Annotated in this window: 22 protein-coding genes and 2 pseudogenes; 17 read left to right on the top strand and 7 right to left on the bottom strand. The window is 60.9% G+C overall.

Annotated elements, in window-relative coordinates; all coding sequences use genetic code 11:
* The 3 genes from FXB40_RS48820 to FXB40_RS48500 all read left to right on the top strand — a co-directional run.
* On the top strand, positions 1–182 hold a 182-nt coding region (locus FXB40_RS48820; RefSeq protein ID WP_210352239.1), incomplete at its 5' end, for a hypothetical protein.
* Between the two features lie 174 nt (positions 183–356).
* Positions 357–536, top strand: a complete 180-nt coding sequence (locus FXB40_RS43160) for a hypothetical protein (protein ID WP_148778309.1) — start codon at positions 357–359, stop codon at positions 534–536.
* A 235-nt stretch (positions 537–771) separates the two neighbouring features.
* Positions 772–924: a hypothetical protein gene (locus FXB40_RS48500; RefSeq protein WP_187437524.1), complete on the top strand. Its 153-nt coding sequence runs from the start codon at positions 772–774 to the stop codon at positions 922–924.
* Between the two features lie 333 nt (positions 925–1257).
* On the opposite strand, the gene FXB40_RS43155 is transcribed toward FXB40_RS48500, so the two are convergent.
* From FXB40_RS43155 to ku, 3 genes are all read right to left on the bottom strand, one after another.
* Entirely contained in the window at positions 1258–1452 is a 195-nt protein-coding gene (locus tag FXB40_RS43155; RefSeq protein WP_148778308.1) for a DUF72 domain-containing protein, read from the bottom strand.
* A 137-nt stretch (positions 1453–1589) separates the two neighbouring features.
* On the bottom strand, positions 1590–2543 hold the full coding sequence (locus FXB40_RS43150) for an ATP-dependent DNA ligase (protein ID WP_148778321.1): 954 nt from the start codon (positions 2541–2543) through the stop codon (positions 1590–1592).
* Between the two features lie 26 nt (positions 2544–2569).
* Positions 2570–3418 (bottom strand): non-homologous end joining protein Ku, encoded by an 849-nt coding sequence (ku, locus tag FXB40_RS43145; protein WP_148778307.1) that lies wholly within the window; start codon positions 3416–3418, stop codon positions 2570–2572.
* A gap of 71 nt (positions 3419–3489) precedes the next feature.
* Here ku and ligD point away from each other — a divergent pair, with 71 nt between their 5' ends.
* From ligD to FXB40_RS49675, 5 genes are all read left to right on the top strand, one after another.
* Positions 3490–6198, top strand: coding sequence for a DNA ligase D (ligD, locus tag FXB40_RS43140; RefSeq protein ID WP_148778306.1), 2709 nt, complete (start codon positions 3490–3492; stop codon positions 6196–6198).
* Between the two features lie 437 nt (positions 6199–6635).
* On the top strand, positions 6636–6788 hold the full coding sequence (locus FXB40_RS49685) for a twin-arginine translocation signal domain-containing protein (protein ID WP_148778305.1): 153 nt from the start codon (positions 6636–6638) through the stop codon (positions 6786–6788).
* Positions 6789–6843: 55 nt separating this feature from the next.
* Positions 6844–7116: a Rossmann-fold NAD(P)-binding domain-containing protein gene (locus tag FXB40_RS50035; RefSeq protein WP_283813018.1), complete on the top strand. Its 273-nt coding sequence runs from the start codon at positions 6844–6846 to the stop codon at positions 7114–7116.
* Positions 7110–7547: an SDR family NAD(P)-dependent oxidoreductase gene (locus tag FXB40_RS43130; protein WP_283813017.1), complete on the top strand. Its 438-nt coding sequence runs from the start codon at positions 7110–7112 to the stop codon at positions 7545–7547. The genes FXB40_RS50035 and FXB40_RS43130 overlap by 7 nt, the downstream gene beginning before the upstream one ends.
* A 675-nt stretch (positions 7548–8222) precedes the next feature.
* Positions 8223–8426: a hypothetical protein gene (locus FXB40_RS49675; RefSeq protein WP_148778304.1), complete on the top strand. Its 204-nt coding sequence runs from the start codon at positions 8223–8225 to the stop codon at positions 8424–8426.
* A gap of 23 nt (positions 8427–8449) precedes the next feature.
* Here FXB40_RS49675 and rnhB read toward each other — a convergent pair whose 3' ends face one another.
* Positions 8450–9316: a ribonuclease HII gene (gene rnhB, locus FXB40_RS43115; protein ID WP_148778303.1), complete on the bottom strand. Its 867-nt coding sequence runs from the start codon at positions 9314–9316 to the stop codon at positions 8450–8452.
* 1070 nt (positions 9317–10386) lie between these two features.
* On the opposite strand from rnhB, the gene FXB40_RS43110 reads away from it, so the two are divergent.
* The 6 genes from FXB40_RS43110 (at position 10387) to FXB40_RS43085 (ending at position 15796) form a co-directional block, all read left to right on the top strand.
* Positions 10387–11166 carry an IclR family transcriptional regulator gene (locus FXB40_RS43110; RefSeq protein ID WP_148778302.1) on the top strand — a complete coding sequence of 260 codons (780 nt, stop codon included), beginning with the start codon at positions 10387–10389 and terminating at the stop codon, positions 11164–11166.
* A gap of 92 nt (positions 11167–11258) precedes the next feature.
* The gene (locus FXB40_RS43105) at positions 11259–11894 is read left to right on the top strand and encodes a nuclear transport factor 2 family protein (RefSeq protein WP_430648185.1); all 636 of its coding nucleotides are present in this window, start codon (positions 11259–11261) and stop codon (positions 11892–11894) included.
* 60 nt (positions 11895–11954) lie between these two features.
* Positions 11955–12680 carry a hypothetical protein gene (locus tag FXB40_RS43100; RefSeq protein ID WP_246208324.1) on the top strand — a complete coding sequence of 242 codons (726 nt, stop codon included), beginning with the start codon at positions 11955–11957 and terminating at the stop codon, positions 12678–12680.
* Positions 12680–13516, top strand: coding sequence for a shikimate dehydrogenase family protein (locus FXB40_RS43095; protein WP_148778301.1), 837 nt, complete (start codon positions 12680–12682; stop codon positions 13514–13516). Before FXB40_RS43100 ends, FXB40_RS43095 begins: the two co-directional genes overlap by 1 nt.
* 78 nt (positions 13517–13594) lie before the next feature.
* Positions 13595–14959, top strand: coding sequence for an MFS transporter (locus FXB40_RS43090; protein ID WP_430648186.1), 1365 nt, complete (start codon positions 13595–13597; stop codon positions 14957–14959).
* 3 nt (positions 14960–14962) lie between these two features.
* Positions 14963–15796: a sugar phosphate isomerase/epimerase family protein gene (locus FXB40_RS43085; RefSeq protein WP_148778299.1), complete on the top strand. Its 834-nt coding sequence runs from the start codon at positions 14963–14965 to the stop codon at positions 15794–15796.
* 477 nt (positions 15797–16273) lie between these two features.
* On the opposite strand, the pseudogene FXB40_RS43080 reads toward FXB40_RS43085, so the two are convergent.
* Positions 16274–16790, bottom strand: a pseudogene (locus FXB40_RS43080) (NADPH-dependent FMN reductase); the annotation flags it as partial.
* 144 nt (positions 16791–16934) lie between these two features.
* Here FXB40_RS43080 and FXB40_RS43075 point away from each other — a divergent pair.
* Positions 16935–17858 (top strand): NADP-dependent oxidoreductase, encoded by a 924-nt coding sequence (locus FXB40_RS43075; protein WP_246208322.1) that lies wholly within the window; start codon positions 16935–16937, stop codon positions 17856–17858.
* Positions 17859–17870: 12 nt separating this feature from the next.
* The gene (locus FXB40_RS43070; protein ID WP_148778297.1) at positions 17871–19070 is read left to right on the top strand and encodes an oxalate decarboxylase family bicupin; all 1200 of its coding nucleotides are present in this window, start codon (positions 17871–17873) and stop codon (positions 19068–19070) included.
* Here the strand turns inward: FXB40_RS43070 and FXB40_RS43065 are convergent.
* Positions 19071–19659: pseudogene (locus FXB40_RS43065) on the bottom strand (cysteine hydrolase family protein).
* A gap of 323 nt (positions 19660–19982) precedes the next feature.
* Here FXB40_RS43065 and FXB40_RS43060 point away from each other — a divergent pair.
* Complete coding sequence (locus FXB40_RS43060) at positions 19983–20630, top strand: thioredoxin domain-containing protein (protein ID WP_148778296.1); 648 nt, start codon at positions 19983–19985, stop codon at positions 20628–20630.
* On the opposite strand, the gene FXB40_RS43055 is transcribed toward FXB40_RS43060, so the two are convergent.
* Positions 20572–21528: a hypothetical protein gene (locus FXB40_RS43055; protein ID WP_148778295.1), complete on the bottom strand. Its 957-nt coding sequence runs from the start codon at positions 21526–21528 to the stop codon at positions 20572–20574. The two genes, FXB40_RS43060 and FXB40_RS43055, sit on opposite strands and share 59 nt — an antisense overlap.
* Between the last annotated feature and the right edge of the window lie 125 nt (positions 21529–21653).

The following is a 21653-nucleotide window of genomic DNA, read 5'->3' as shown; positions in this document are numbered from 1 at the left end:
CCTGGCCAAAAGCCCATACATACATGATTGGTGGCGTCTGCGGCGATGTCCTCCAGCACAGCACCAAAATTTTAAATCCGATTCACATGTGTTGTGGCCGGAACCGAAAGCATCGGGATAATTCGGCAAACCGGGCTGGTGAAGGCATTTCATTCCGCAGTTATTTAAACCCGGAAGCGTGAGGGGCCGTTGTGTCAGGACAGCGGCCCTTTGCTTTGGCGCTGCTTGGCCACGCAAAACGGGACCCGTGGCCCAACTAGACAAAAGCCCAGCCTGAGCCTAGGAAAAACAGGCAACCGGACGGCTAGCTTCCGTGCATTGGTATAGATTTTTGCGGTGGGAACGGAGTATCTGCAATGAAGGACAGGCAGGTCCAGGTGGAAAAGCTACGCATGGACGCGGCAGAGTGCGCCTTGATCCGGGACCTGGCGACCGATCCGAAGAAGCAACTATTCATCCGGCTCGCAGATCGACTGAGCCTGCTCGCCGCCGAGGCGGAGCGTGCGGTTGCCGAGGTATCGAAGCGCAAGGAATGACCGGTTGCTGTGCGGACTTTCGAACCGCTCGTTTGAGTGCCGGTGCTGGCGGTAGCCTGATTTGAAAAATGGCCCCAGCCCCAGACAGTGGGGGACGATGGAGCTGGGGCCCAATAGGGGTCACCCTTGGGAAGGGCATCAGGAAAACTTGGTGTCCGTCAAAGTGTTCCTGTCATTTGGGGAACGGTACCCTGACTGCCTGAGTTTATAGGCGGGGCGGACATGGAGACCGCCCATGTGGACCCTCCTGATACTTGCCGGAACCGTGTTGATGATGGTCGTCATCACTCTCGGTCTCTTTAAAGCCGCCGGGCTCAAGCGAGTTGAAGATCTCGTCCCCGCACGTGAGAGCGCAGACGAATGGGATCGCATCCGCCGCGAGGAGTAAGGGCGCCTCAAATGATTGGAGGCGACGACATCGCGGAGCCAAAGAGGCGCGGTCAACTCTCGGACTGCCGCGGTCTGCGAGACCCATCCTGATCGCCCTTGGGATGGCCCGCGCGCCTGCAACTGTGGCGGCACCGGCGCGCCCTACCCGGCCTGCAACGTCCCGGCCGAGGGCGGGACGCCCCGGATGCCCGACGGCTACCGGGTCGAGGTGGACAGGACGGCTGGCGACACTGAGGGGTAGTCGCGATTCGCAATTCCGAGCCTCCACGACTATCTTCAAAGGTGTCAGTAAGCGTGGAGTTTTGACTGCCAAGAAACTGAGGAGATAGAACTATGCCCATTCTGCTTGTTTCGATCTTGGCACTTTTACCGAGAAAGGAAAGTCGTTCGGCGTGGCGCTCGCCCAGCGTTCGTAAGTCGTACTATGCGGCCGGTAGAACGAACTATTGATTTCGACAGCGTTTAATATCGAGGCATAGCTCGTCAACCGCCGATCCGCTCGCGGCAAGCTGACGGCACATTCCATCCTGCCGTTCCTAGCCAGAGCCTGTTGCTAGACATACTTCTTTGCTCATTCCGAGCGTCGATCAAGATTGCCGAGACGAGCGTCCGGCGATCCCCAACCGGGCCAGGAGATCGCGATCGATTTTTTGACTGACCTGTTCATTGGGCAGGCTTCTTGTCCGGGCGCCATCGCAAAATGGAAGTCCCGTGACGGAAGCGACCGCCGGTGAAATGATCGTACGACACTTCGACGACGTATTTGGGCTTCACCGCTTGCCATTCGGACGACCGCTTCGTGGACCAACGGCTCGGACCGCCGGGGGCGTTTCCCGTGAAGCTCCGGGCTTGCCTTTCGGTCTCGAGTTTGTCGGTCAGGGCCAACTTGTCCTTGGTTTTGATGCCAGACGAAAATCCGACGTGAAGAAGCAGACCATCATCGTCGTAGAGCCCAAGCAGGACAGATCCGACGACGTTGCGTCCCACCTGGCGCTTCTCTCCGTAACGGAAGCCACCGATGACGCAGTCCGCGCTGCGATATCGCTTGATCTTCTGCATGCCTTCGCGGTTATCGGCCTGATAAGGAAGATTGAGACGCTTTGCGATCACCCCGTCGCTTCCGCCGCCGGCGGATGCCAGCCAGCGCTCGGCGTCCTTTCGCTTCGCACTCGCCGGGGACAGTCGGAAGAGATTTCTCGCGGAAAAGCATCTCGCAGCAAACTTCTCGAGAAGCGGCCGCCGTTCGGCAAGCGGGCGGACTGCGAGGTCGGCCTTGCCCCGCTTCGGCAGGTCGAACGCCAGGAACACGGCGGGCGTCGATTCCGCCAATTTACTTACGCGGCTTGCCGCGGGATGGATGCGCTGCAATAGATCATCGAACGAAAATCGGCCGGCCACCGGAACGACGAGCTCGCCATCGAGGATGAAGTTCTTTTCGCCTAAGGCGAGGGCGCCCGCAACGACTTCCGGAAAATATCGATCCAGCTTGTGTCCGGACTTCGAATATAGGTCAACCGCATCGGCATCGCGGACTAACAGACATCGGAAACCATCCCATTTCGGCTCGTACTGCCATTGCTCGCCGATAGGGATGGTATCGACCGAGCGGGCTTCCATGGCTTCGATGCACTTACGGATCTTCGTCACGCGGCCCTTCGCTTGCGACGGGGATGGGCCGTAGCGCGCTTCCTGCCCTTTGTCGCTTTTCCGACACGCTTGCGACCCAGACTTTGCTTCAGAGCATCCATTAGGTCGATGACGTTGCTTTCCTCTTCCTTTTCTTCGGGCACCTCGATCGTCTTGCCGGCTGCCTTGCGCTTTACGAGCGCCTTCAGAGCGTTCTCGTATTTGTCCTTGAACTTGTGCGGATCGAATTTGGATGCCTTGGTGTCGAGAATGTGCGCTGCCAAGTCGACCATGTCCTTCGAGACCCGAGGGCTCGGTATGTCGTCGAAATAGTCGTCCTCATCGCGAAGTTCATAGGGATATCGCAAGGTCGTCCCAAGCAATCCCTTCCCCAGTGGCTTCAGCGCGATGACATGTTCCCTGTTGGAAAGCACGACGCGGGCCAGAGCGACTTTGTCTTTGCGCTTCATGGCATCGCGGATGACGACGAACGCGTCGGCACCCGCCTTGCCGTTCGGCACGACGTAGTACGGCTTGTCGAGATATCGCTCATCGATATCCTCGGCCGGGACGAAATCGTCGATCTCGATGGTGTGGGTGCTCTCGAGTTTTACGGCATCGAGTTCGTTCTCGTCGATTTCGACGTAGCGGCCTTTCGAGAGTTCGTAGCCCCTGCCCTTGCGCCCTTTGTCGACAACGCGACCCGACTGCTCATCGACCATCTGCTGTTTCAGGCGGTGGCCAGTCTTGGTGTTGATCTGATGGAAATGGGTTTTTTCGGCTTGGGTGGAAGCCGGATAGAGGGCGATTGGGCAGGTCACGAGCGATAGTTTGAGCGAGCCCTTCCAATAGGCGCGAGGCGCCATTCCGATCCTCCACGGTTTGAGGAACTTTAACCGGCGCGGGAACTTTCTGTTCCAACAATCGAGGTAAGGCGATGGCGAAGAAGCTGCTCGCGAGGTACCGCGCGAAACGCGATTTTTCCAAAACGGATGAGCCCAGCGGGCAGGCGAAAGTCGGTACGTCGAAGGCCCTGCGGTTCGTGATCCAGAAGCACGCGGCTTCACACCTACATTATGATTTGAGGCTTGAACTCGACGGTGTCTTCAAGTCCTGGGCCGTGACCAAGGGCCCTTCCCTAGACCCCCATGACAAGAGGTTGGCCGTCGAGGTCGAGGACCATCCTCTGGACTATGGCGACTTCGAGGGGACAATTCCCAAGGGGCAATATGGCGGGGGCACCGTCATGGTCTGGGACCGCGGTTTCTGGGACTGCGAAGACCCTGCGCATGCCTACTCCAAGGGAAAACTGGACTTCAATCTTGAGGGAGAAAAACTTCATGGTGGCTGGATTTTGACCCGTATGCGGCCGCGGGAGGGAGAGAAGCGGACGAACTGGCTTCTAATCAAGCACCGCGATGCATTCGCCCAAGAGGGAAAGAAAAACCGCATCCTGGAGGAGGACCTGTCGGTGGCCTCGGGCCGATCGATGGACGAGATCACGGCGGGCAAAGGCCGAAAGCCCAAGCTCTTCGTCACGGCGAAAAAGTCGCGCGCAAAGATCGACGCAGATCGGAAGTTGCGTCGGGCCGCCGCAAGCAAAGCCTCAGTGAAAAAACGATCTTTCGCTCCCGGGCAGCGAGCGAAGAAATCTCGAACGAGAAAGTCTCTTAGGCCGGAGAATGAAGAGAGCGAGCAGCATCGCGATCGAGGCCTGCCTGCGTTCATTGCGCCCCAGCTGTGCAACTCCGTCGAGCGCCCCCCCAGCAATGGTGAGTGGGTGCACGAAATTAAGTTTGATGGTTACCGCATTCAGATGCGGGTCGAGGACGGGCACGTCACATTGAAGACCCGAAAGGGTCTGGATTGGACGGGGAAGTTCGATGCAATCGCAAGGGCGGCCAAGGCGCTCCCAGATTGCATCTTGGATGGCGAAATCGTTGCCCTAGACCACCACGGGTCGCCTGACTTTGCCGGATTGCAGGCCGCACTGTCGGAGAAGAAGACCGAAGATCTGATCTTCTATGCGTTCGACCTTCTATTTCTCGGGACTCAAGATCTGCGCCGGCAGCCTCTCCTCGACCGCAAGCAGTCGTTGAAGCGGTTGATCGAAAAGGTCTACAGCAAAAGCCATGTCGAAATCCGCTTCGTCGAACATTTCGAAAGCGGGGGCGATGCTGTCCTCAAATCCGCTTGCCGGATGTCCCTCGAGGGTATTGTCTCGAAGCAAGCCGACGCGCCGTATGTTTCGGGACGCACCGAATCCTGGGCCAAAGCAAAGTGCCGCGCCGGGCACGAGGTCGTCATCGGCGGCTGGAACAGCAACGGCGGCCAATTCAGGTCGCTGATGGCCGGTGTGTATCGTGGAGACCATCTGGTCTATGTCGGCAACGTAGGAACGGGCTTTGCCGCCGACAAGGTTTCGCGGCTGATGCCAAGGCTCAAGGCCGCTGCGTCTGAGACAAATCCGTTCGGAGGCGCCAATGCGCCTCGCAAGAAGGCCGGAATGCATTGGCTCAAGCCGGAGCTGGTCGCTGAGATCGAGTTCGCGGGCTTCACGGGTGCTGGCATGATCCGGCAGGCCGCTTTCAAGGGACTGCGACAGGACAAGCCGGCCAAAGAGGTCGAGGCCGAAACGCCTGTGCGGGCGGACAAGGCTCAGATTGCGGATCCAGCTTCTTCACCCGGCGCCAAGCGGCCTGGCGGATCCGTTGGCGTTTCCGACGGGGTCGTGATGGGGGTACCTTTGAGCCGTCCCGACAAGGTTCTTTGGCCCGACGATGGCGAGGGAGCGATTAGCAAACTCGATCTCGCCAAGTATTTCGAGAGCGTGGGAGCCTGGATGATCGGGCACCTCAAGGGGCGACCTTGTTCGATTATAAGGGCACCGGACGGCATCGAGGGACAGCGCTTCTTCCAAAGACATTCGATGAAAGGTGGCTCCAATCTCCTTGAAGAAGTCTGGGTCTCGGGCGACCGCAAGCCATACGTCCAGATCGACCGCATCGAGGGATTGGCCGCCGTCGCGCAAAGCGCCGGCGTCGAGCTTCACCCGTGGAACAACCAGCCTGGCGAGCCCGCCCTGCCCGGCCGTCTGGTCTTCGACCTCGATCCGGCGCCGGATGTTGAATTTGACGCCGTGATCGAAGCAGCCAGGGAAATGCGGGATCGACTTGCCGCGCTCGGACTCGTGTCATTTTGCAAGACTACCGGCGGCAAGGGGCTGCATGTCGTGACCCCGCTCGCGCGCCCGAAAAAAGGCCAGAAGCTCGACTGGCCTACAGCAAAGCAGTTCGCACGCGACGTCTGCAGCCAGATGGCAAGCGACAGCCCCGATCGATACCTGATCAACATGAGTAAGGCGAAACGAACCGGCAAGATATTCCTCGACTATCTTCGAAACGATCAATTTTCGACGGCCGTAGCGCCACTCTCTCCGCGCGGTCGGCCACATGGGCCAGTCTCAATGCCGATCACTTGGTCGCAGGTCAAAAACGGTTTGGATCCGCTGCAGTTCACAATCCATGCGGTCCCCCGATTGCTCCGGAGGTCAAAAGCCTGGTCCGATTATTGTCAGGCCGAGCGTCCGCCATTGGAAGCGATTGCAAGGCTGCGGAAGCAACGGCAGCCCGTACGGGCGGCTTGACGCATATCCGAGTTATGGCGGCTCCCGAAGCCTTCGCGCCAGGGGAAGGGCTATTGCGCAAGAAGCCGCCATGGCCCAGAAGGCCTGCGCGTTGAAGATGCCGTACAAATATCCCGACGCTTGGTCATGATCGCCGACACGATGCCGAGCGCGCCGGTTCCATTAGAGCACACGCTAATCAAGGTAGCTTGGCATGCTTGTCATGACCTCCAATGCAAGGCGCCGACACCTGCAGAGAGCGTAGCAGGGCCCGCTAGAATGGATCGCGCAATTGGCCATGGGCCAAGCAGAAGGTTTTCGATGACCCGTTGTCGCCTCCCACCACCTCAAGCTGACAGAGAGCCTGCTAGAGCCGGCTTCTGGATACGCACCTAGCCCGACTCTAGGAACGGTCCTGCGGTCGGCCCGTTGCCAGCCTGTGGCAAAGGGAGCAACAAATGGCGGATCAGGCACGGCGTGGAGTGCTGAAAGGCGCAGCCGCGGTAGGCGCATTGGCCGCCGTCGGATCGGCGGCGGCACAGGTACGTTCGAACAGCGGACCAAAGGAGCTCGAGGGCAAACCGGTGCCCGAGGCGCCGGCGGGAGCGTAGCGCCGGCCCGATCCGGCCTGGTCGCGGCTCCATGCTCCGAGACAAGATCGTCGTCGTGACCGGCGCCGCGCGCGGCATAGGCCGAGCGATTGCTGTCGAAATGGCGGCCAATGGCGCCGACATCGTGGCCATCGATATTGCGGGCGAGGTTTCTCCTACATCAAATGCCGTGCCGGCCTCCCAAGAAGAGCTCGACGAGACGGTCCGCATGATCAAGTCGTTCGGCAGCAAGGGCGAGAGTATCAAGGCCGACATTCGCGACATCGCGGCCTGGCGTCACAAGCTGATCGCATGGAGCGAGATTACGGCAGGATCGACGTCGTGGTAGCCAACGCGGCCATTCAGCGCTGGATGCCGCTCCTCGATATGGAGGACACGGACTGGCGGGACGTCATCGACAACAATCTCAACGGCACCGCCAACACCGTCCGCGCGTTCGCGCCCAAGATGGTCGCACGTAAGAAGGGCCGTTTCATCCTCCTCTCTTCCATGCAGGGCAAGCACGGCACCAAGGACGCCTCGAGCTATTCCGCATCCAAATGGGGTATTCTCGGCCTGACGAAGTCCGCGGCGATGGAGCTCGGCGAATACAACATCACCGTGAACGCGCTCATCCCCGGCCTCGTCGACACCGCCCTCACCCGATACGAGAAGCGTGTCAGCGAGTCCTTCGGCGAACAAGGCAAGGTCGGCTGGCTCCAGCCGGACGACATCTCGCCGGCTGCGGTCTTCCTCGCATCCGACTCCGCCAAATGGTGACGGGCGCCGAGTACGAGGTCACAGGCGGCGACAGCGCCAAAGACATCTGACGAAAGGCAATGCAATGAGGAGGAAACACTCCAGCGCTGGGACGGCCAAACGTTTAGTTGGCGAGGTGGCCGGAGATGGCAGACTGGCCGACGAAGGATCGCGCCAGGCCGCCATGGGCACTTCGGCAAAGATCGACGAGCCGCCCCTACAGGATACGGTAATGGAGAGAGGTCGCTCTGCCCAAGGTGATGAACAAAGGTTCGGTGCGCTGCTCGGGAGAGCAGCATTGAAGACGTGGGCCGATCTCCCGCGCGACGCGCAAGGAGCGTCTGTTCGCCGCCGCCATAGACGACGGCGTCATTGCCAACGACCTCGCCGAGTTTCTGCACGATCGCCACCCCAAGACGGCCCACCCCCCGAGACCGACACGCTTCGCTTGAGCAAACGAAGAGCCGCGCGGCATACGGCGGGGCGCGACGCTCAGAAAGAAAGCAAAGCACGAGTGCTTTAAAACGTTGAGTTCAGCACCGGAGCGAAGCGGCGAGAGGATTTCTTGGGGGCCTGACGAGAGCGTTCGGCGACCCCAATTAAAGGCAAAACCGAGGGATTATAGAAGAGCTTTCCCCCATCCAAACAACACCAGCCTACCAAAACTGCCCACGACGCCAGCTAGGAAGACAAATCATGGGAATCGCGAAATATGAGATAATTGGAAGAGACGGCGCGTGGCGCATACGCCACGACGGCAAGGCGGAGAATGAATACGCCACGAAGGAAGCTGCGTTCGAGGCCGCAGTTGCGGCCGCTTCAATCGCGCTACGTGAGGGCCATGACGTCACGGTGACCGCTCCCTCTAGCGAGACAGCGACCGGAGCGCCCCCGAAGTAGGGATTCGTCGAGGTCCGAGCGGGTTAAGTGCTCGCAGCGCGCAACAGCGATGCCTCAGGCCCCGACGGGGCGTCGGCACGCTCCGTTGGCAAAGGCCAAGGTGGCAACGGCGGCAAGCCAAGGACTTCACGCACAGGGCCGAACGAACGTCTATGGGCAGCGCATGCGCCTAGCCTGGACAGAGCGGCATAGTGGGCGCGTACGGGATAGCCCTTGTGGTCGGCGAAGCCGTAGCCGGGATGACGCATGTCAAGCGTTCGCATCAGCGCATCGCGCGAAACCTTCGCCAAAATAGAGGCGGCAGCGATGCTTGCGGATTTGGTGTCGCCCTTGATTATCGCCTGCTGCGGGATCGCGATGTCTTTCAAGCGTTTCGCGTCGATCAAAAGATGCTGCGGAGTGACTTCCAGCCCTTCAACAGCCCGCCGCATGGCAAGGATGCCCGCCCAGTAGATGTTGATGGTGTCGATCTCCTCTACCTCAACAAACGCGACAGACCATGAGGCCGCCTTTTCCTTGATCTCTTTCGCGAGAGACTCGCGCGAATTTGCGTCCAGCTTTTTTGAATCGTCGATTCCAAATATGCGCGTGCCGGGCTTCAATATCACTGCGGCAGCCGCGACTGGCCCCGCGAGCGGACTCATGCCAGCCTCATCGACGCCCGCGATAGCTTCCTGGCCTTCTTGCCAGAGACGTGTTTCAAAGCGGAGCATCTTGCGAAGCCGCTGACCTTCGGACCGATTTTCAAAGCGCCGCTTTTCGATCATCGCCAAGATACCCCGTGCTCCCGCGCGGCTGTCAGCGCGCAGGATTTCTTCGAGGCTTGCCTCAAGGGGCCTGCCCTCTATGACATAGCGTTGACGTAGTTCTTCCAGTGAATATCGGGTCACGGCAGCCTCGATGCGGGGACTGGCGGATGTGTCGCCAAGCTTTGTGGCGAATGTCTGAACTCACTGTCAAAAAATGGAACCAGGCGCCCGCCTCTCGACGGAAATAAAAAACGCCCCGCACGCGGGGCGTTTTCTAACTCACACGAAAGGGTCAGGCTGCTTCAGCCTCCTGATTGATCGCCGTCTTTGCGATTTCGGTCAGAGCCTCGTCGGTCGCCTCTTCCTCTTCCTCTTCGAGGGTTCTACGAGCGATCTACCGTTTCGAAGAACCCTGCTCATGCTGGCTGTCGCGATATCTTTTTTGATCTCCCGGCGCGCACACGTTGTGCACTCGCCGCCTCCTAACCAATTGAAAGACTTGAAGTCTCGCTCCCATCCATGATGGGACTGACTCATACACCCGACATGCAGTCCTCCGAGCGGTCGGAGCTAGTCGTGTGAAACGGCTCCGCCCCAAGGTTCGCTAACCGCAACAGTTTCGCGCCAGAAACAATCTCGACAAAGCAGAACGAACGTAATCGACGGTATCAATAGATGATCATCTGAGCGGTAGAATCCGCGATATCAGCGTCCCGAGCCGCAGGTTACGCGGCGCGGCTCTTCGCGAGAAAGCTGTCGGCAGCGCTGCGCAGCGCGGCCGACTTGCCAGCTGGGCCCCTCTAGGGTGACCAGCACCTGACGCCGGTCTGGCTCGCTACCTGATCGACGCGACGATGCCTGCGCCCATTCGATCATGAGGCCTTCTTCCGGCTAGATTCGCTATGATCGAAGTCATGCCGCGCAATACGAACACGCAGACGCCAAAGCCCGACTTGACGGGCAAATTCATTACCTCGCGCCAATGGATCGTCCACCCGCGAGACTGAAGGCGCGCTCGCGTCGCTACACAATTGGACTTCACGAAGCCTAAGGTGCCAGAGGCCGCGCGCCGAGAGGTGAAAGTCCAACTCGGCCGGGTTGCTTGGTGTCGAGATCAGAGCGCAACACCAACATCAGCCGGCAGCGGACTACTTCCCTTGACCATCCAGCCAGCCCGCAGTATGCGTTCACACTTATGAACGAGATGATTGATGTCGGATAGCACACAAGGCGCGGTGAAGTCCGCCGACCGAGTCCTCGATCTTCTCGAACTGTTGGCTCGTGCCGGCCGAGAAATGGCGCACAACGAAATCGGGGAGGCCCTTCAGATTCCGAAGAGCAGCCTGACCCAGCTGCTGCGCAACCTGATTGCGCGGGGTTACGTCGAAGTCACGCCAAGCGGTCGGGGTTACAGGCTGGGCCCCACCTTGCTGAGCCTGTCTCAGAGCGCGGGTCAGGCGCGGGACCTCATGGCCCAAGCAGAGGCATTCCTGGCAGATATCACGCGGGAGGCCGGCGAGAGCAGCGCCCTCAATCAGCTGAAGGGCGACGAGGCCGAAGTCGTGGCGACGGTCCTCGGACCGGCCAGACTGGTCACCCATATGCGCCTTGGCGATCTCGCACCGCTTTATGCCACGTCCGGCGGAAAGGCGATCCTTGCCTATATGCCGTCCGATTTCCAAAAAGAGTATTTCGGGCGGGTGCGATTCAACGCTGCCACGCCGGCAACGCTCAGATCGGTATCGGCGCTGCGCAAGCAGCTCAGCGCTATCAGGGAAACCGGGTTCGCCTATTCGCACGAGGAATGGACGCCCGGAATCATTGGCATCGCCGTGCCGGTTCTGGATGCCGGCAACGCTCCGGTAGGCGCCATCAACGTCGCGGTTCCGGCAGCGCGGTTCAGCCCTGGCGTAAAGGCCAAGGCAGAAGCGGCTCTCAAACGCGTGACGGACGACCTGCGTCGTCATCTCCTGCCGAAGCGGACTGCCTAGACCGTTCGACCTCCCAAAGCAGTTGACGCAGGCCGCCCCAGCGTGCGTATTTGTGAACGCGTTTTTATATAGGAACACGCGGGAGCCAAACGATGGGCGGCATGCACGACAGAACAGACCTTTTGCCGGAAGAGAACGCTGTCAGGGATGAGCGGCTGATCCGCGAGCTGCTACAGAACTGGGTCGTCTGGCGCGATGCCGGTGACTGGGAACGGTTCCGCACGGTCTGGCACAAGGACGGTCGGATGATGGCCACCTGGACGCAAGGCACGGGGGACGAATTCATCGCGATCAGTAAGGAGGGCTGGGTCAAGGGTGTCAGCATCCTGCATTTCCTTGGCGGTATCGCGGTCGATCTCGCAGGCGAACGGGCCATATCCCAAACCAAGATGACGATCTCCCAGCGTGCCGAGGTCGAAGGCGTGCTGGCCGACGTTCTCTGCACCGGACGGTTCTATGACTTCCTCGAGAAGCGCGAAGGGAAGTGGGGCATCGTTCTGCGCCAGCCGATCTACGAGAAAGATCGCATGGACCCGGTCACCCCCGGTGCAGTGCCTCAGCTCGACCGTGCGCTGCTGGAGCAGTTCCCAGCAGGCTATCGGCACCTCGCCTATTTGCAGACGCGTATTGGCTACACGGTGAAGAAGGACATGCCTGGCCTCAAGGGGCCGGAGGTCGAAGCTCTGTACGCCAGGGGTGCGGCGTGGCTGCGCGGCGCAGCCGCGTAGCAGGTGATCGATCCATTGGCCCTCTGGCCAGTTGACTCCCGCTAGTTCATGTCTATAAACATGTTCATATCAGAGAACAAAATAAACGGGAGGGAGCTGATGGCTCTCAAAGGCAGAGCGTTCATGGCGGTGTGGCATGACATCGCCGAAGCGGGCGAAGCCGAATACAACAATTGGCATACGCGCCAGCACATGCCGGAGCGCCTCGGGGTGCCGGGGTTCCTGGCCGGGCGCCGTGCGGTGGATTGGAATCTCAAGCACCAGCGCTGGTTCACGCTTTATGAGACCAAGACGCTCGAGGTCCTAAGCTCCGACGACTACCGGGCACGCCTGAACAATCCGACCAAGTGGACGACCCGCAACCAGCCGAACTTCCTCAACTTTGCGCGTTCGGCCTGCATTACGTCGGCCAGCACAGGCCGCGGCATCGGCGGTGCGCTCGCGACGATCCGTCTTGATTTGGAGCCCGGAGGCTTGACCGATTTCGAGGCGCAGGCCGGGAAGCTCGCCCACCGCATTGCTGCGCTCGATGGCGTGGTTGGCGCGCACCTCGGCGTCGCTGCACCGGATACGACGCGGGTGAAGACACGAGAAACGGAGCTGCGTGCCGACACCGGCGAGGACATCTTCGATGCGGTCGTGCTCGTCGACGGCGTTGGCCGGCGCGAGTTGGAAGCCGCGATGCCGGCGATCAAGGCGGCGTTGCAGGACACGCTCAAGATTGCCTCGGAGCAGTCCGCCGTCTACGACCTCGCCTACCTCCTCGCTGCCGAGGACGTGACCTAATGGGCAAGATCATCGATGGATCGACCCAGCTGCTGGGCATCGTCGGCGATCCGATCCGCCAGGTTCGCGCGCCGGAAGTCTGGAGTGCACTGTTCAAGGCCAATGGTTTCAACGCGGCCTGCATCCCTCTGCACGTCAAGCCCGCTGACCTCCAGGCGTTCGTAGCCGGCTTGAAGACGATTCAGAATATCGTCGGCCTCATCGTGACGATTCCGCACAAGCCGGCCGCAGTTCACCTTTGCGACGCCCTGACCACCAGGGCGGAGCTGGTCCGATCAGTGAACGTGATGCGCCGCGAGCCCGATGGTCGCTGGACCGGCGACATCCTCGATGGTTTCGGATTCGTACAAGGCCTGGTCGGCTCCGGTCAGCGTGTCGCCGGTCGACGCGCCTTGGTCGTGGGCTCGGGCGGTGTCGGCACCGCGATCGCCTTTGCCATTGCCGAGGCCAAGGCTGCCTCTGTTCACGTGGCCGATATCGCCAAGGACCGGGCTGCGGATCTCGCATCGCGCCTCGAGGCCGCCGGCACGCCATCGGGCACGTCAGAAGCCGTGGCGCAGGGGTTTGATCTCGTGGTCAACGCCAGCCCGATTGGCATGAAGAACGAAGATCCGATCGCCATCGATCCCGCCGGACTCGAACGTGGGGCCTTGGCCGGCGACGTGGTGGTTCATCCGCCGCTGACGCCCTGGCTCTCCGCTGCCAAGCAGCGCGGCTGTCACGTGCAGCCGGGAACCGTGATGATGGACAATCAGCTGATGGCGATGCGGGATTTTTTCCGCTTTCCCGAAGGGGACTACACCCCCGCCAATGTCGCCCGCGTCACCGCGGGCTGAGCCCTGAAGGTCGCAAGCCGCACCAAGACGGCCAGCGACTGTGACCATTGATGAGCGGCCAATCCAGGCACGCCGATAATCGAAGAGGGAGCGAAAAATGGCAGCCATCGGAACACTCGCGTCGGTCCGGAAGGGGCCGACTATAGCCCGGTCGTTGAAAGCGCGATCCGCAAGGGGCGCAGGCGCCTGATACCATTTCTGCTGCTGATGTATGTGGCCGCGTTCCTCGACCGGGTGAATGTCGGCTTTGCCAAGCAGCATCTGCAAGATGCGACAGGCATGTCCGACGCGGCCTTCGCCTTCGGCGCCAGCCTCTTCTTCGTCACCTACCTGATCTTCGAAATCCCGAGCAATTTCGGGCTCGCCCGCTTCGGGGCCAAGATATGGATGTGCCGAATCATGGTGCTGTGGGGCCTGGTATCGGCGGCCATGATGTTCGTGCAGGGCAACACCATGTTTTATGTCATCCGCCTGCTCCTGGGCGCCGCCGAGGCTGGATTCTTTCCCGGTGTGATCCTGTTCCTGACCTACTGGTTCCCGGCCCGAAAGCGCGTGAGCATGCTTGGGCTGTTTTATTTCGGTGCGCCTCTCTCCTTCGTGCTTGGCGGTCCGGTATCGGGCTTGTTGTTGCAGATGGACGGCGTCGCCGGTCTCGCGGGCTGGCAATGGATGTTCCTGCTCGAAGGCCTGTTTGCATCCGCCATTGGCGTCTGGGCTTACTTCTATCTCGACAACGGTCCGGCCGACGCCGCGTGGCTGACGCCGGAGGAGAAAACGGAACTGTCAGCGGTCCTTGCGGCGGAGGACGCTGACAAGCTGGTCCATGGCTCGGGCAGCTTTCTCGCATCGCTGAAGGACAGCACCGTGCTGCGCTTCATCGTGATCTACGCGCTGATGCAGATGAGTATCGCGATCGTCGTGTTCTATCTGCCGTCCCAGCTGGGACGTTTGATTGGCCAGACCTCTGGACTCGGCTTCGGCCTCATGGTCGCGATTCCCTGGGCCTGTGCCCTTGTGGCCGTCGCCACGGTGCCCGCATGGTCCAGCAAATTGGGCGGCAGTCGCTTCTGGGGCGCGGCGAGCTTCGTTGTCGCAGCGATAGGCATGGCGGGCTCCGCGTCGGCAAATCCCATCATTGCGGTCGCGTCGCTTTGCATCGCGGTTGCCGGACTCTGGGCGGTGCAGCCGATTTTCTGGCAGACTCTGACGGGTTACCTGGGCGGGGTCGTCGCCGTGGCGGGCATCGCCCTCGTCAACTCGCTTGGAAACATCGGTGGATTTATCTCGCCAAACGTTCGTATCTGGGCGAACGATACTTTCGGCTCGACCAGCGCCGGACTTTACTTGTTGGCGGGAACCACGGTGCTGGCGGCGATTCTGATGCTCACCATCCGGCGGGAAGAGGCCCCCGTCGCTGATCCACTGCGGCGCTTGGCGGTTTGATCGATGCCGTTGCTTTCACTCGCTCACTTCACGATCATTGACGCCGGCCCTCTCGAACTGATCGAGGCGGGTGCGGCGGCGGGGTTTGATACCGTCGGGTTGCGGATTGTGCCGCCGCCCGGCGCTGCTCCCATCGTGCCGGTGGTCGGCGACGTCGCCATGCAGCGAGCCATCAAGGCGCGGCTGGCTGCGACGGGCATGCGAATTCTGGATATGGAAGCCGTCTGGCTGCTCCCGGAAACAGATGTTGCTTCGCTCGGGCCGATGCTTGACGTGTCCGCTGAACTCGGTGCCCAACACCTTCTCGCTTGCGGGAACGACCCGGATCACGCCCGCTCGGTCGATAATCTTGCGCGGCTGTGCGAGGCGGCGGACCTGCGGGGGCTGCGCGTCATGCTGGAGTTCCTTCCCTATACGCATCTGCGCAATCTCGTGGAAACCCACGCACTGCTTCAGGCGGCCGGGCCTGCGAATGCAGGCATCCTTGTTGACGCCGTACACCTCAGCCGCTCCGGAGGTCACCCTACCGATCTCGCATCCTACGATCCGGCATTGTTCAGCTTCATGCATCTCTGCGATGTCCCGGCCACGCCGCCCGCCTTCGAGAACCTTCGGGCCGAAGCGCGTGGCGGCAGGCTCTACCCGGGCGAGGGTGGACTATGGCTCGATGATTTCGTGCGGGCCTTCCCGGCCGAGACCGCGGTTGCCATAGAGGCCCCCTCAACGCGAAACGCGGCTTTGCCTGCGGTTCAACGCGCAAAGCTGGCAGCAGATGCCTGCCGCAAATTGCTGGCGCGCGTCGGCCGGCCGGTTCTGGCGAACCGATTCCTCAAGTGAGATCATCGAACAGAGAGAAAGGCCTCGCGGACCGACTGACAGGCTCACTAAATCCGGGACTCGCAACCATCCCAAATTGCTATTGAGGCGGCCGCCTGAGCGGGTGGATCGGTCCGCCGATTCGGGGGCCACGGCGATTGAGCTTCTCCATCAGCACTTCGCGCGAGCTGCCGACCGCGGCGGCGACATGTCTGAGATTCAACATTGAAACGATTGTGCCCCTGACGCCGCTGCGGAAGAGGACGAGACCAACCTTGAGGAACTGAAGAGACTCTTTCTCGGTTGCCCGTTACGGGCTGAAGTCCTAGGCCTTTCTGCAAAGGATCAGGTGGTTATCTCGAAAGCAGATTTCTATCCCGTCATTCGTAGCGGTGGCATTGATGACGAAGAGAGACGTCCTTCACTACGCTCAGCAGTGGCGGCAAGAAGACATTGTTCAAATGTTGCTTTGCAATAGCGCTTCATAGGCTCACGATATGGCCAGTGACAGAGCCGGCATGGCGGTGGAAACGCAGGATTTGCAGGGATGGATGTTCTTGCCGAACTCGGCGGTGAGGCGCGAGAGATCGAGGATGTCGACGGCAAAGCCCATCTCAGAGAAGACGGGCTCGGCGAGCTTGACCATACGCCAGGTTTTCGACATCTCGCCGGGACAAGTGTGCTCGCTGCGGGCCGAGCCGTCGATGATGAGGATGCGCGGATTTTCCCGGGCATCGTCGTGCCGCCGCTGAGCCTCAAGAATGGCGGCGCGTGCCGCCAGCCAGTCAACAGAGAGTTCATAGTCGGGGTCGGCAAACCCCGCGCCCGCCTTCCGTGTCACTGGCGATTTGCGCGAATGGCTGTAGGCATCCCAGGCAGCACTGACAATAGCATCGAGTTCGCACTGGAGGGGGACGAAAGCGGGATCCGCGAACTGGCTCCTGTAGCGGCGCTCGAACTCTTCACGCGCTATTTTGACGGGCGGCATGCCTCTGCGAACGTCCAGTTCCTTCATGGTATCTCCTCGACAAATCAGTCCAGTAACAGAGGTTTTCGTCGCCAGTTCCTGCTCTGGAGTGCCATTTGGCGAGACTGACGCTTTAATCGATCAGATAGGAACGGAAGCTGGGCTCAGACGTCAGCCGGCATGACACAGATTATGAAAGTCCGGTTTCACCAGTTCGGCGGCAATGACGTCCTGCGCGTCGAAAGGCTTGAGCAATCGGGTCCCGATGCACGCCAGATTTTGGTCCGCGTACGTGCGGCGAGCGTCAATCCGGTCGACTTCAAGATCAGGTCCGGCAAATATCCATCCGTAAAGGGCGATCGCCTTCCCTACACGCCTGGCCGTGACGTCTCAGGCATTGTGGAGACATGCGGCGCCCAGGCGACCCGCTTCAGACCGGGCGACGCCGTCTTCGGCATGGTTCCCGCCTTCGGTGGCGGTTACGCCGAGCGGGCTGTCCTGGACGAACGCGCGGTTGCGGACATGCCGGTGGGGCTCGATCATGTCCAAGCGGCAGCCATCCCGCTCGCGGGGCAGACGGCGTATCAAGGCCTGTTCCGCCGCGGCAAGCTCAAGGCGGGTGAGACGGTCCTGATCCACGGCGGCTCCGGAGGAGTCGGCCATTTCGCGATTCAACTGGCCAAGGCCATGGGTTGCCGCGTGCTGACCACAGTGTCGACCGAGCACGTCGATTTCGCGCGATCGCTCGGGGCAGACCTAGTGATCGACTACAAGTCCCAGCGATTTGAAGAGGTCGCCAAGGACCTCGACATGGTGTTCGATCTGATCGACGGAGAAACCCGTGAGCGCTCGTGGGAGCTGCTGAAGAAAGGCGGGCGTCTGATCTCGACACTGACGGAGCCGTCGCAAGACCGCGCAAAGGCACTCGGTGTCACCGCGATGCGTTACACTGTCGAGCCCGACGGCGAAGAGCTGGCTGAGATCGGAAGGCTCGCTAATGCGGGCAAGTTGAAGCCCCACGTTCAGGCAACCTTCCCGCTCGAGCAGGCAGCCGAAGCGCTTGCGAGCGTCGAGCGCGGCCATACGGCCGGCAAGGTTGTCCTGACTTGTGCCTAAACGGAGCAAGCGATGAATTTACCTGATCGACGCTCCGTGCTCGCCGCCGCAGCCGCGTTCGGTGCGACCGCGGGGGCCTCAGTCCAAGGCAGCGAGCCTATCATCGGCAACAAGGGCACGACCATTATCGGTCCCCGCAACGCGCAGCGCGAAGACCAGAACCCAAACATCCTGCGGCCGCCGTCCACCGACCACGGCTCGATGCCGAATCTGCGGTTCTCGTTCGCCGACGCCCATATGAAGGTCCGCGAGGGCGGCTGGTCGCGCGAGGTCACGCAGCGAGAGCTGGCGATTTCCACCACCATGGCTGGTGTCAACATGCGTCTGACGCCCGGTGGCGTCCGCGAGATGCACTGGCACAAGCAGGCCGAATGGTCGTTCATGCTGGCCGGCAAGGCACGCATCACGGCCGTCGACAACGACGGCCACAATTTCATTGCCGACGTGGGTGCCGGCGACCTCTGGTACTTCCCTTCCGGCATCCCCCATTCGATTCAGGGATTGCCGGATGAAGGCTGTGAGTTCCTGCTGGCCTTTCCGGACGGCAAGTTTTCCGAGGACAGCACGTTTGCGATCACCGATTTGTTCGCCCACAACGATCCCGGCGTGCTGGCGAAAACCTTGGGCGTTCAGCGGGACGCCCTCGACCGTATCCCCAAGGAAGAGCGCTTCATCTTTCAGGCAGAGCCACCTCCGGCGTTGCCGTCGGACGAGGTTCACGATCCCCTTGGCGCAGTTCCGCTCGACATGGTGTTCCGGCTGACCCAGCAGCCGCCGACCCAATCGGCGGGCGGCAATGTCCGGATTGCCGATATGCGCAACTTCCCGATTTCAAGCGACGTGGCCGCGGCGCTGGTCGAGGTCAATCCCGGTCACATGCGCGAGCTGCACTGGCATCCGAATGCCGATGAATGGCAATATTACATCTCTGGGCAGGCGCGGATGACGGTTTTCGCGGCCGAAGCCAGGGCACGGACATTCGACTACCGCGCCGGCGATGTCGGCTACGTCCCGATGTCGATGAGCCATTTCATCGAAAATACCGGCAATGAACCGCTCCGGTTCCTCGAGCTGTTCAAGGCGCCACGTTTCGTCGATGTATCGCTCACGCAATGGATGGCACTGACTCCGCCCGAACTCGTCGCCGCGCATCTTAACATCGATCGCGCGGTGATCGAGAAACTGCGAAAAGACAAGCAGCCGGTGGTGTAGCTATTCGCGCCAGTGGTCAGGGAGTTCCTCGGAAGTCACCAGATCCACCTGGCCGTGGAAGCGCGTGCGGTACATCGTCATCAGGGCGTCGTGCCCAACATCCGACGAACTGCACAATGCATCCTCGACGATCACCACCCTGAAGCCGAGATCGACGGCGCTCAAACGTCTGTTTCTGCGCCTGAGATGACCCCGTTCCCACGCCAAGCTCAAACAGCAAACTTGCGAGGCCAGGATTGCTGAACGCAGAGTAGGCGGGCTTGTCGACAATGCGCAACGGAGGCACGTAACGCGCAAGGGCCGGCACAAGCTGGAGCGCCGTCGGCGCAAGATGATTGCGGGTCGCTTGGTGCCAGTGGCGGAAGTAATTTTGCCACTGTCCTGGACGTTCTTCCGGATGTCGCGGTGTGATGAAACGCGTGAAGATCGTCCGCGACTGATGCCGCGAGACGATGTCGACGATCGTCGGTAGAACGCGCGCCATCCAGGGCGTCTCCCAGAGCCCGCCCGGAGCGAAGATATTCTGCATGTCGATGCAGAGATGGACCGCGTCCCGAATTTCGGCGACCTCGGATTTGGTGTCTCTCATCGTCCTCCACCGTGAGCGCGTACGGCATTTGAGGGTGTCTGCGTGCCCCGAATTAGGAACCTGCGCGACAAAGAGGCGTTCCAAAGCCGCGCGTTTGGAACCACCGTCACGCGGTAATCCGCAATCCAGGGGGAATTTTGCCGACCGAATGCCCAATCGAGGCTTCTGAAAGGCAGGGCCGCTCCCAGATCTTGACGTGGATCATGATGGTCTGCGGCTGCTTGGCCGTTTCTTTGCCAGCGCAAGCCGGCGTCACCAGCTCCGAGCTCGGCCAGATCGCTCTCGCTCCCCGCGCAAACGCGTTGCTTCCCTTGCTTGTCCCCATGAGCGACGTGAGCGGTCGCACCGCGCCATTGCGTAGCTGGCTCGGAGGCGTCCCGACCGTCTGGATACTGGCCGACTACACTTGCGAAACGCTTTGCGGACCGGCGATATCGATCGTCTCCAATGCGCTGGCCGATACCGGCTTGAGGGCCGGCGAGGACTATCGACTGATCGTCGTCGGCTTCGATCCCAAGGACGGGGTGGCTCAAGCACTGGCGATGAAGAACGAACGGGTGAGCCAAAGGGGTGGGTTGCCCGAGCAGAGCTATTTCCTGCGCCCGACCGGTACGGATATCAGGACGCTGAGCGATGCGTTTGGGGTTCGGACAATCTATGATCGCGAGCATGACCAATTCGCCCATCCCGCGGCGGCATTCGTCGTCACGCCGGAAGGGCGAATCTCTCGGGCCCTCTCCGCCCTGTCGGTCGATGCCGCGAACCTGCGCCTCGCACTGGTCGAGGCGAGCCAGGGGCGCATCGGGCGCTGGACCGATCAAGTCCACCTGCTCTGCTACGGATTCGACCCCGCAGCCGGCGTCTACACGCTGGCAGCGCGTCGGCTGCTGCTCGCCGCCTCCTCGATTAGCGTCATTGTCCTTGCCCTGTTGATCGGACTTCTGTTTCGCCGCGAGTTCGCGGCCAGATAGCCACGATCGGCCCATTCTCTTCCGGAGCTCTCGCAAGGACCGCATCGAACGCCAGCCAGAACACCAAGCCGAGGAAAACTCCTGCGGCGATCAGCATCACAGCGGTCACAGCAGGTAACAGTCCGTGAATGGCAGGAAGGATGAGGATCGCCGATTCAAGTTCCCGCATCGCCAACGTTAGCGTGCACAGAGCCAGCAGCCAGTGCGGATCGGATCGCACCTTGCTGCTGAGCATCGCGCAGAACGGAAAGACGAATTGACCGAGGGAGAGTACCGCCAGGGCGAACTGCCAACCATGCTCCGACCGCGCCAAATACCAAGTGACTTCCTTGGGAATGTTACCCGACCAGATGACAATGTATTGCATGGCATGGAGGTAGCACCACAGCAGCAGCACCGCGAGCAGCAGGCCGCTATAGCCGCGGCTCGGCCCGATGGGACGCGGCGACAACAAGCCGGCTGCTATGGCGAAAGCGGTTCCGTTCACCAGCGTGAAACTGAGATAGATCAGGCCATAGATCGACGAGTGAAACCCGGGCTCCAAAGATTCCATCCAATCGATGCCGGCGAACGATATGAGCAGAACCCCGACGATCGCGCCGGCCGATGCCGCGCGCACCATGGCTTCGTCGTTGCACCAGGATCGCCGGAGCCATTCGGCGAGCCCGATCCAGCCCGCGAAATAGAGCACGGTTCGCAGCACGAAGAACCATGGCGTGAACCAGTGCGCCTTAAACGGCGGCAAGGAAGCTCCATCGGCGATCGCGGGATAGATATCCTTCATGAAGAGCAAAACCGGAACGAAAGTCAGCGCAACGATCGGCAGAAGGCCGGCTGCCGCGACGAAGACGGGATGCAGCGCCCCGGTCCAGCGACGCCGCACCAGATAGCTGGTCATGAAGAGGATCAGTGCTCCGATCGGAATTGCGCCCCAGGCGATCCAGGCAACGAGATAGGCCGCAATTGTCGATCGGGCATCGACCGCAAAGCCGGCAATCAGGACGAGGCCAGCGACCACGGCTG

The organism is Bradyrhizobium rifense, assembly GCF_008123425.1.
Classification (GTDB): domain Bacteria; phylum Pseudomonadota; class Alphaproteobacteria; order Rhizobiales; family Xanthobacteraceae; genus Bradyrhizobium; species Bradyrhizobium rifense.
This window is presented reverse-complemented; position numbering and strand designations above follow the sequence as displayed.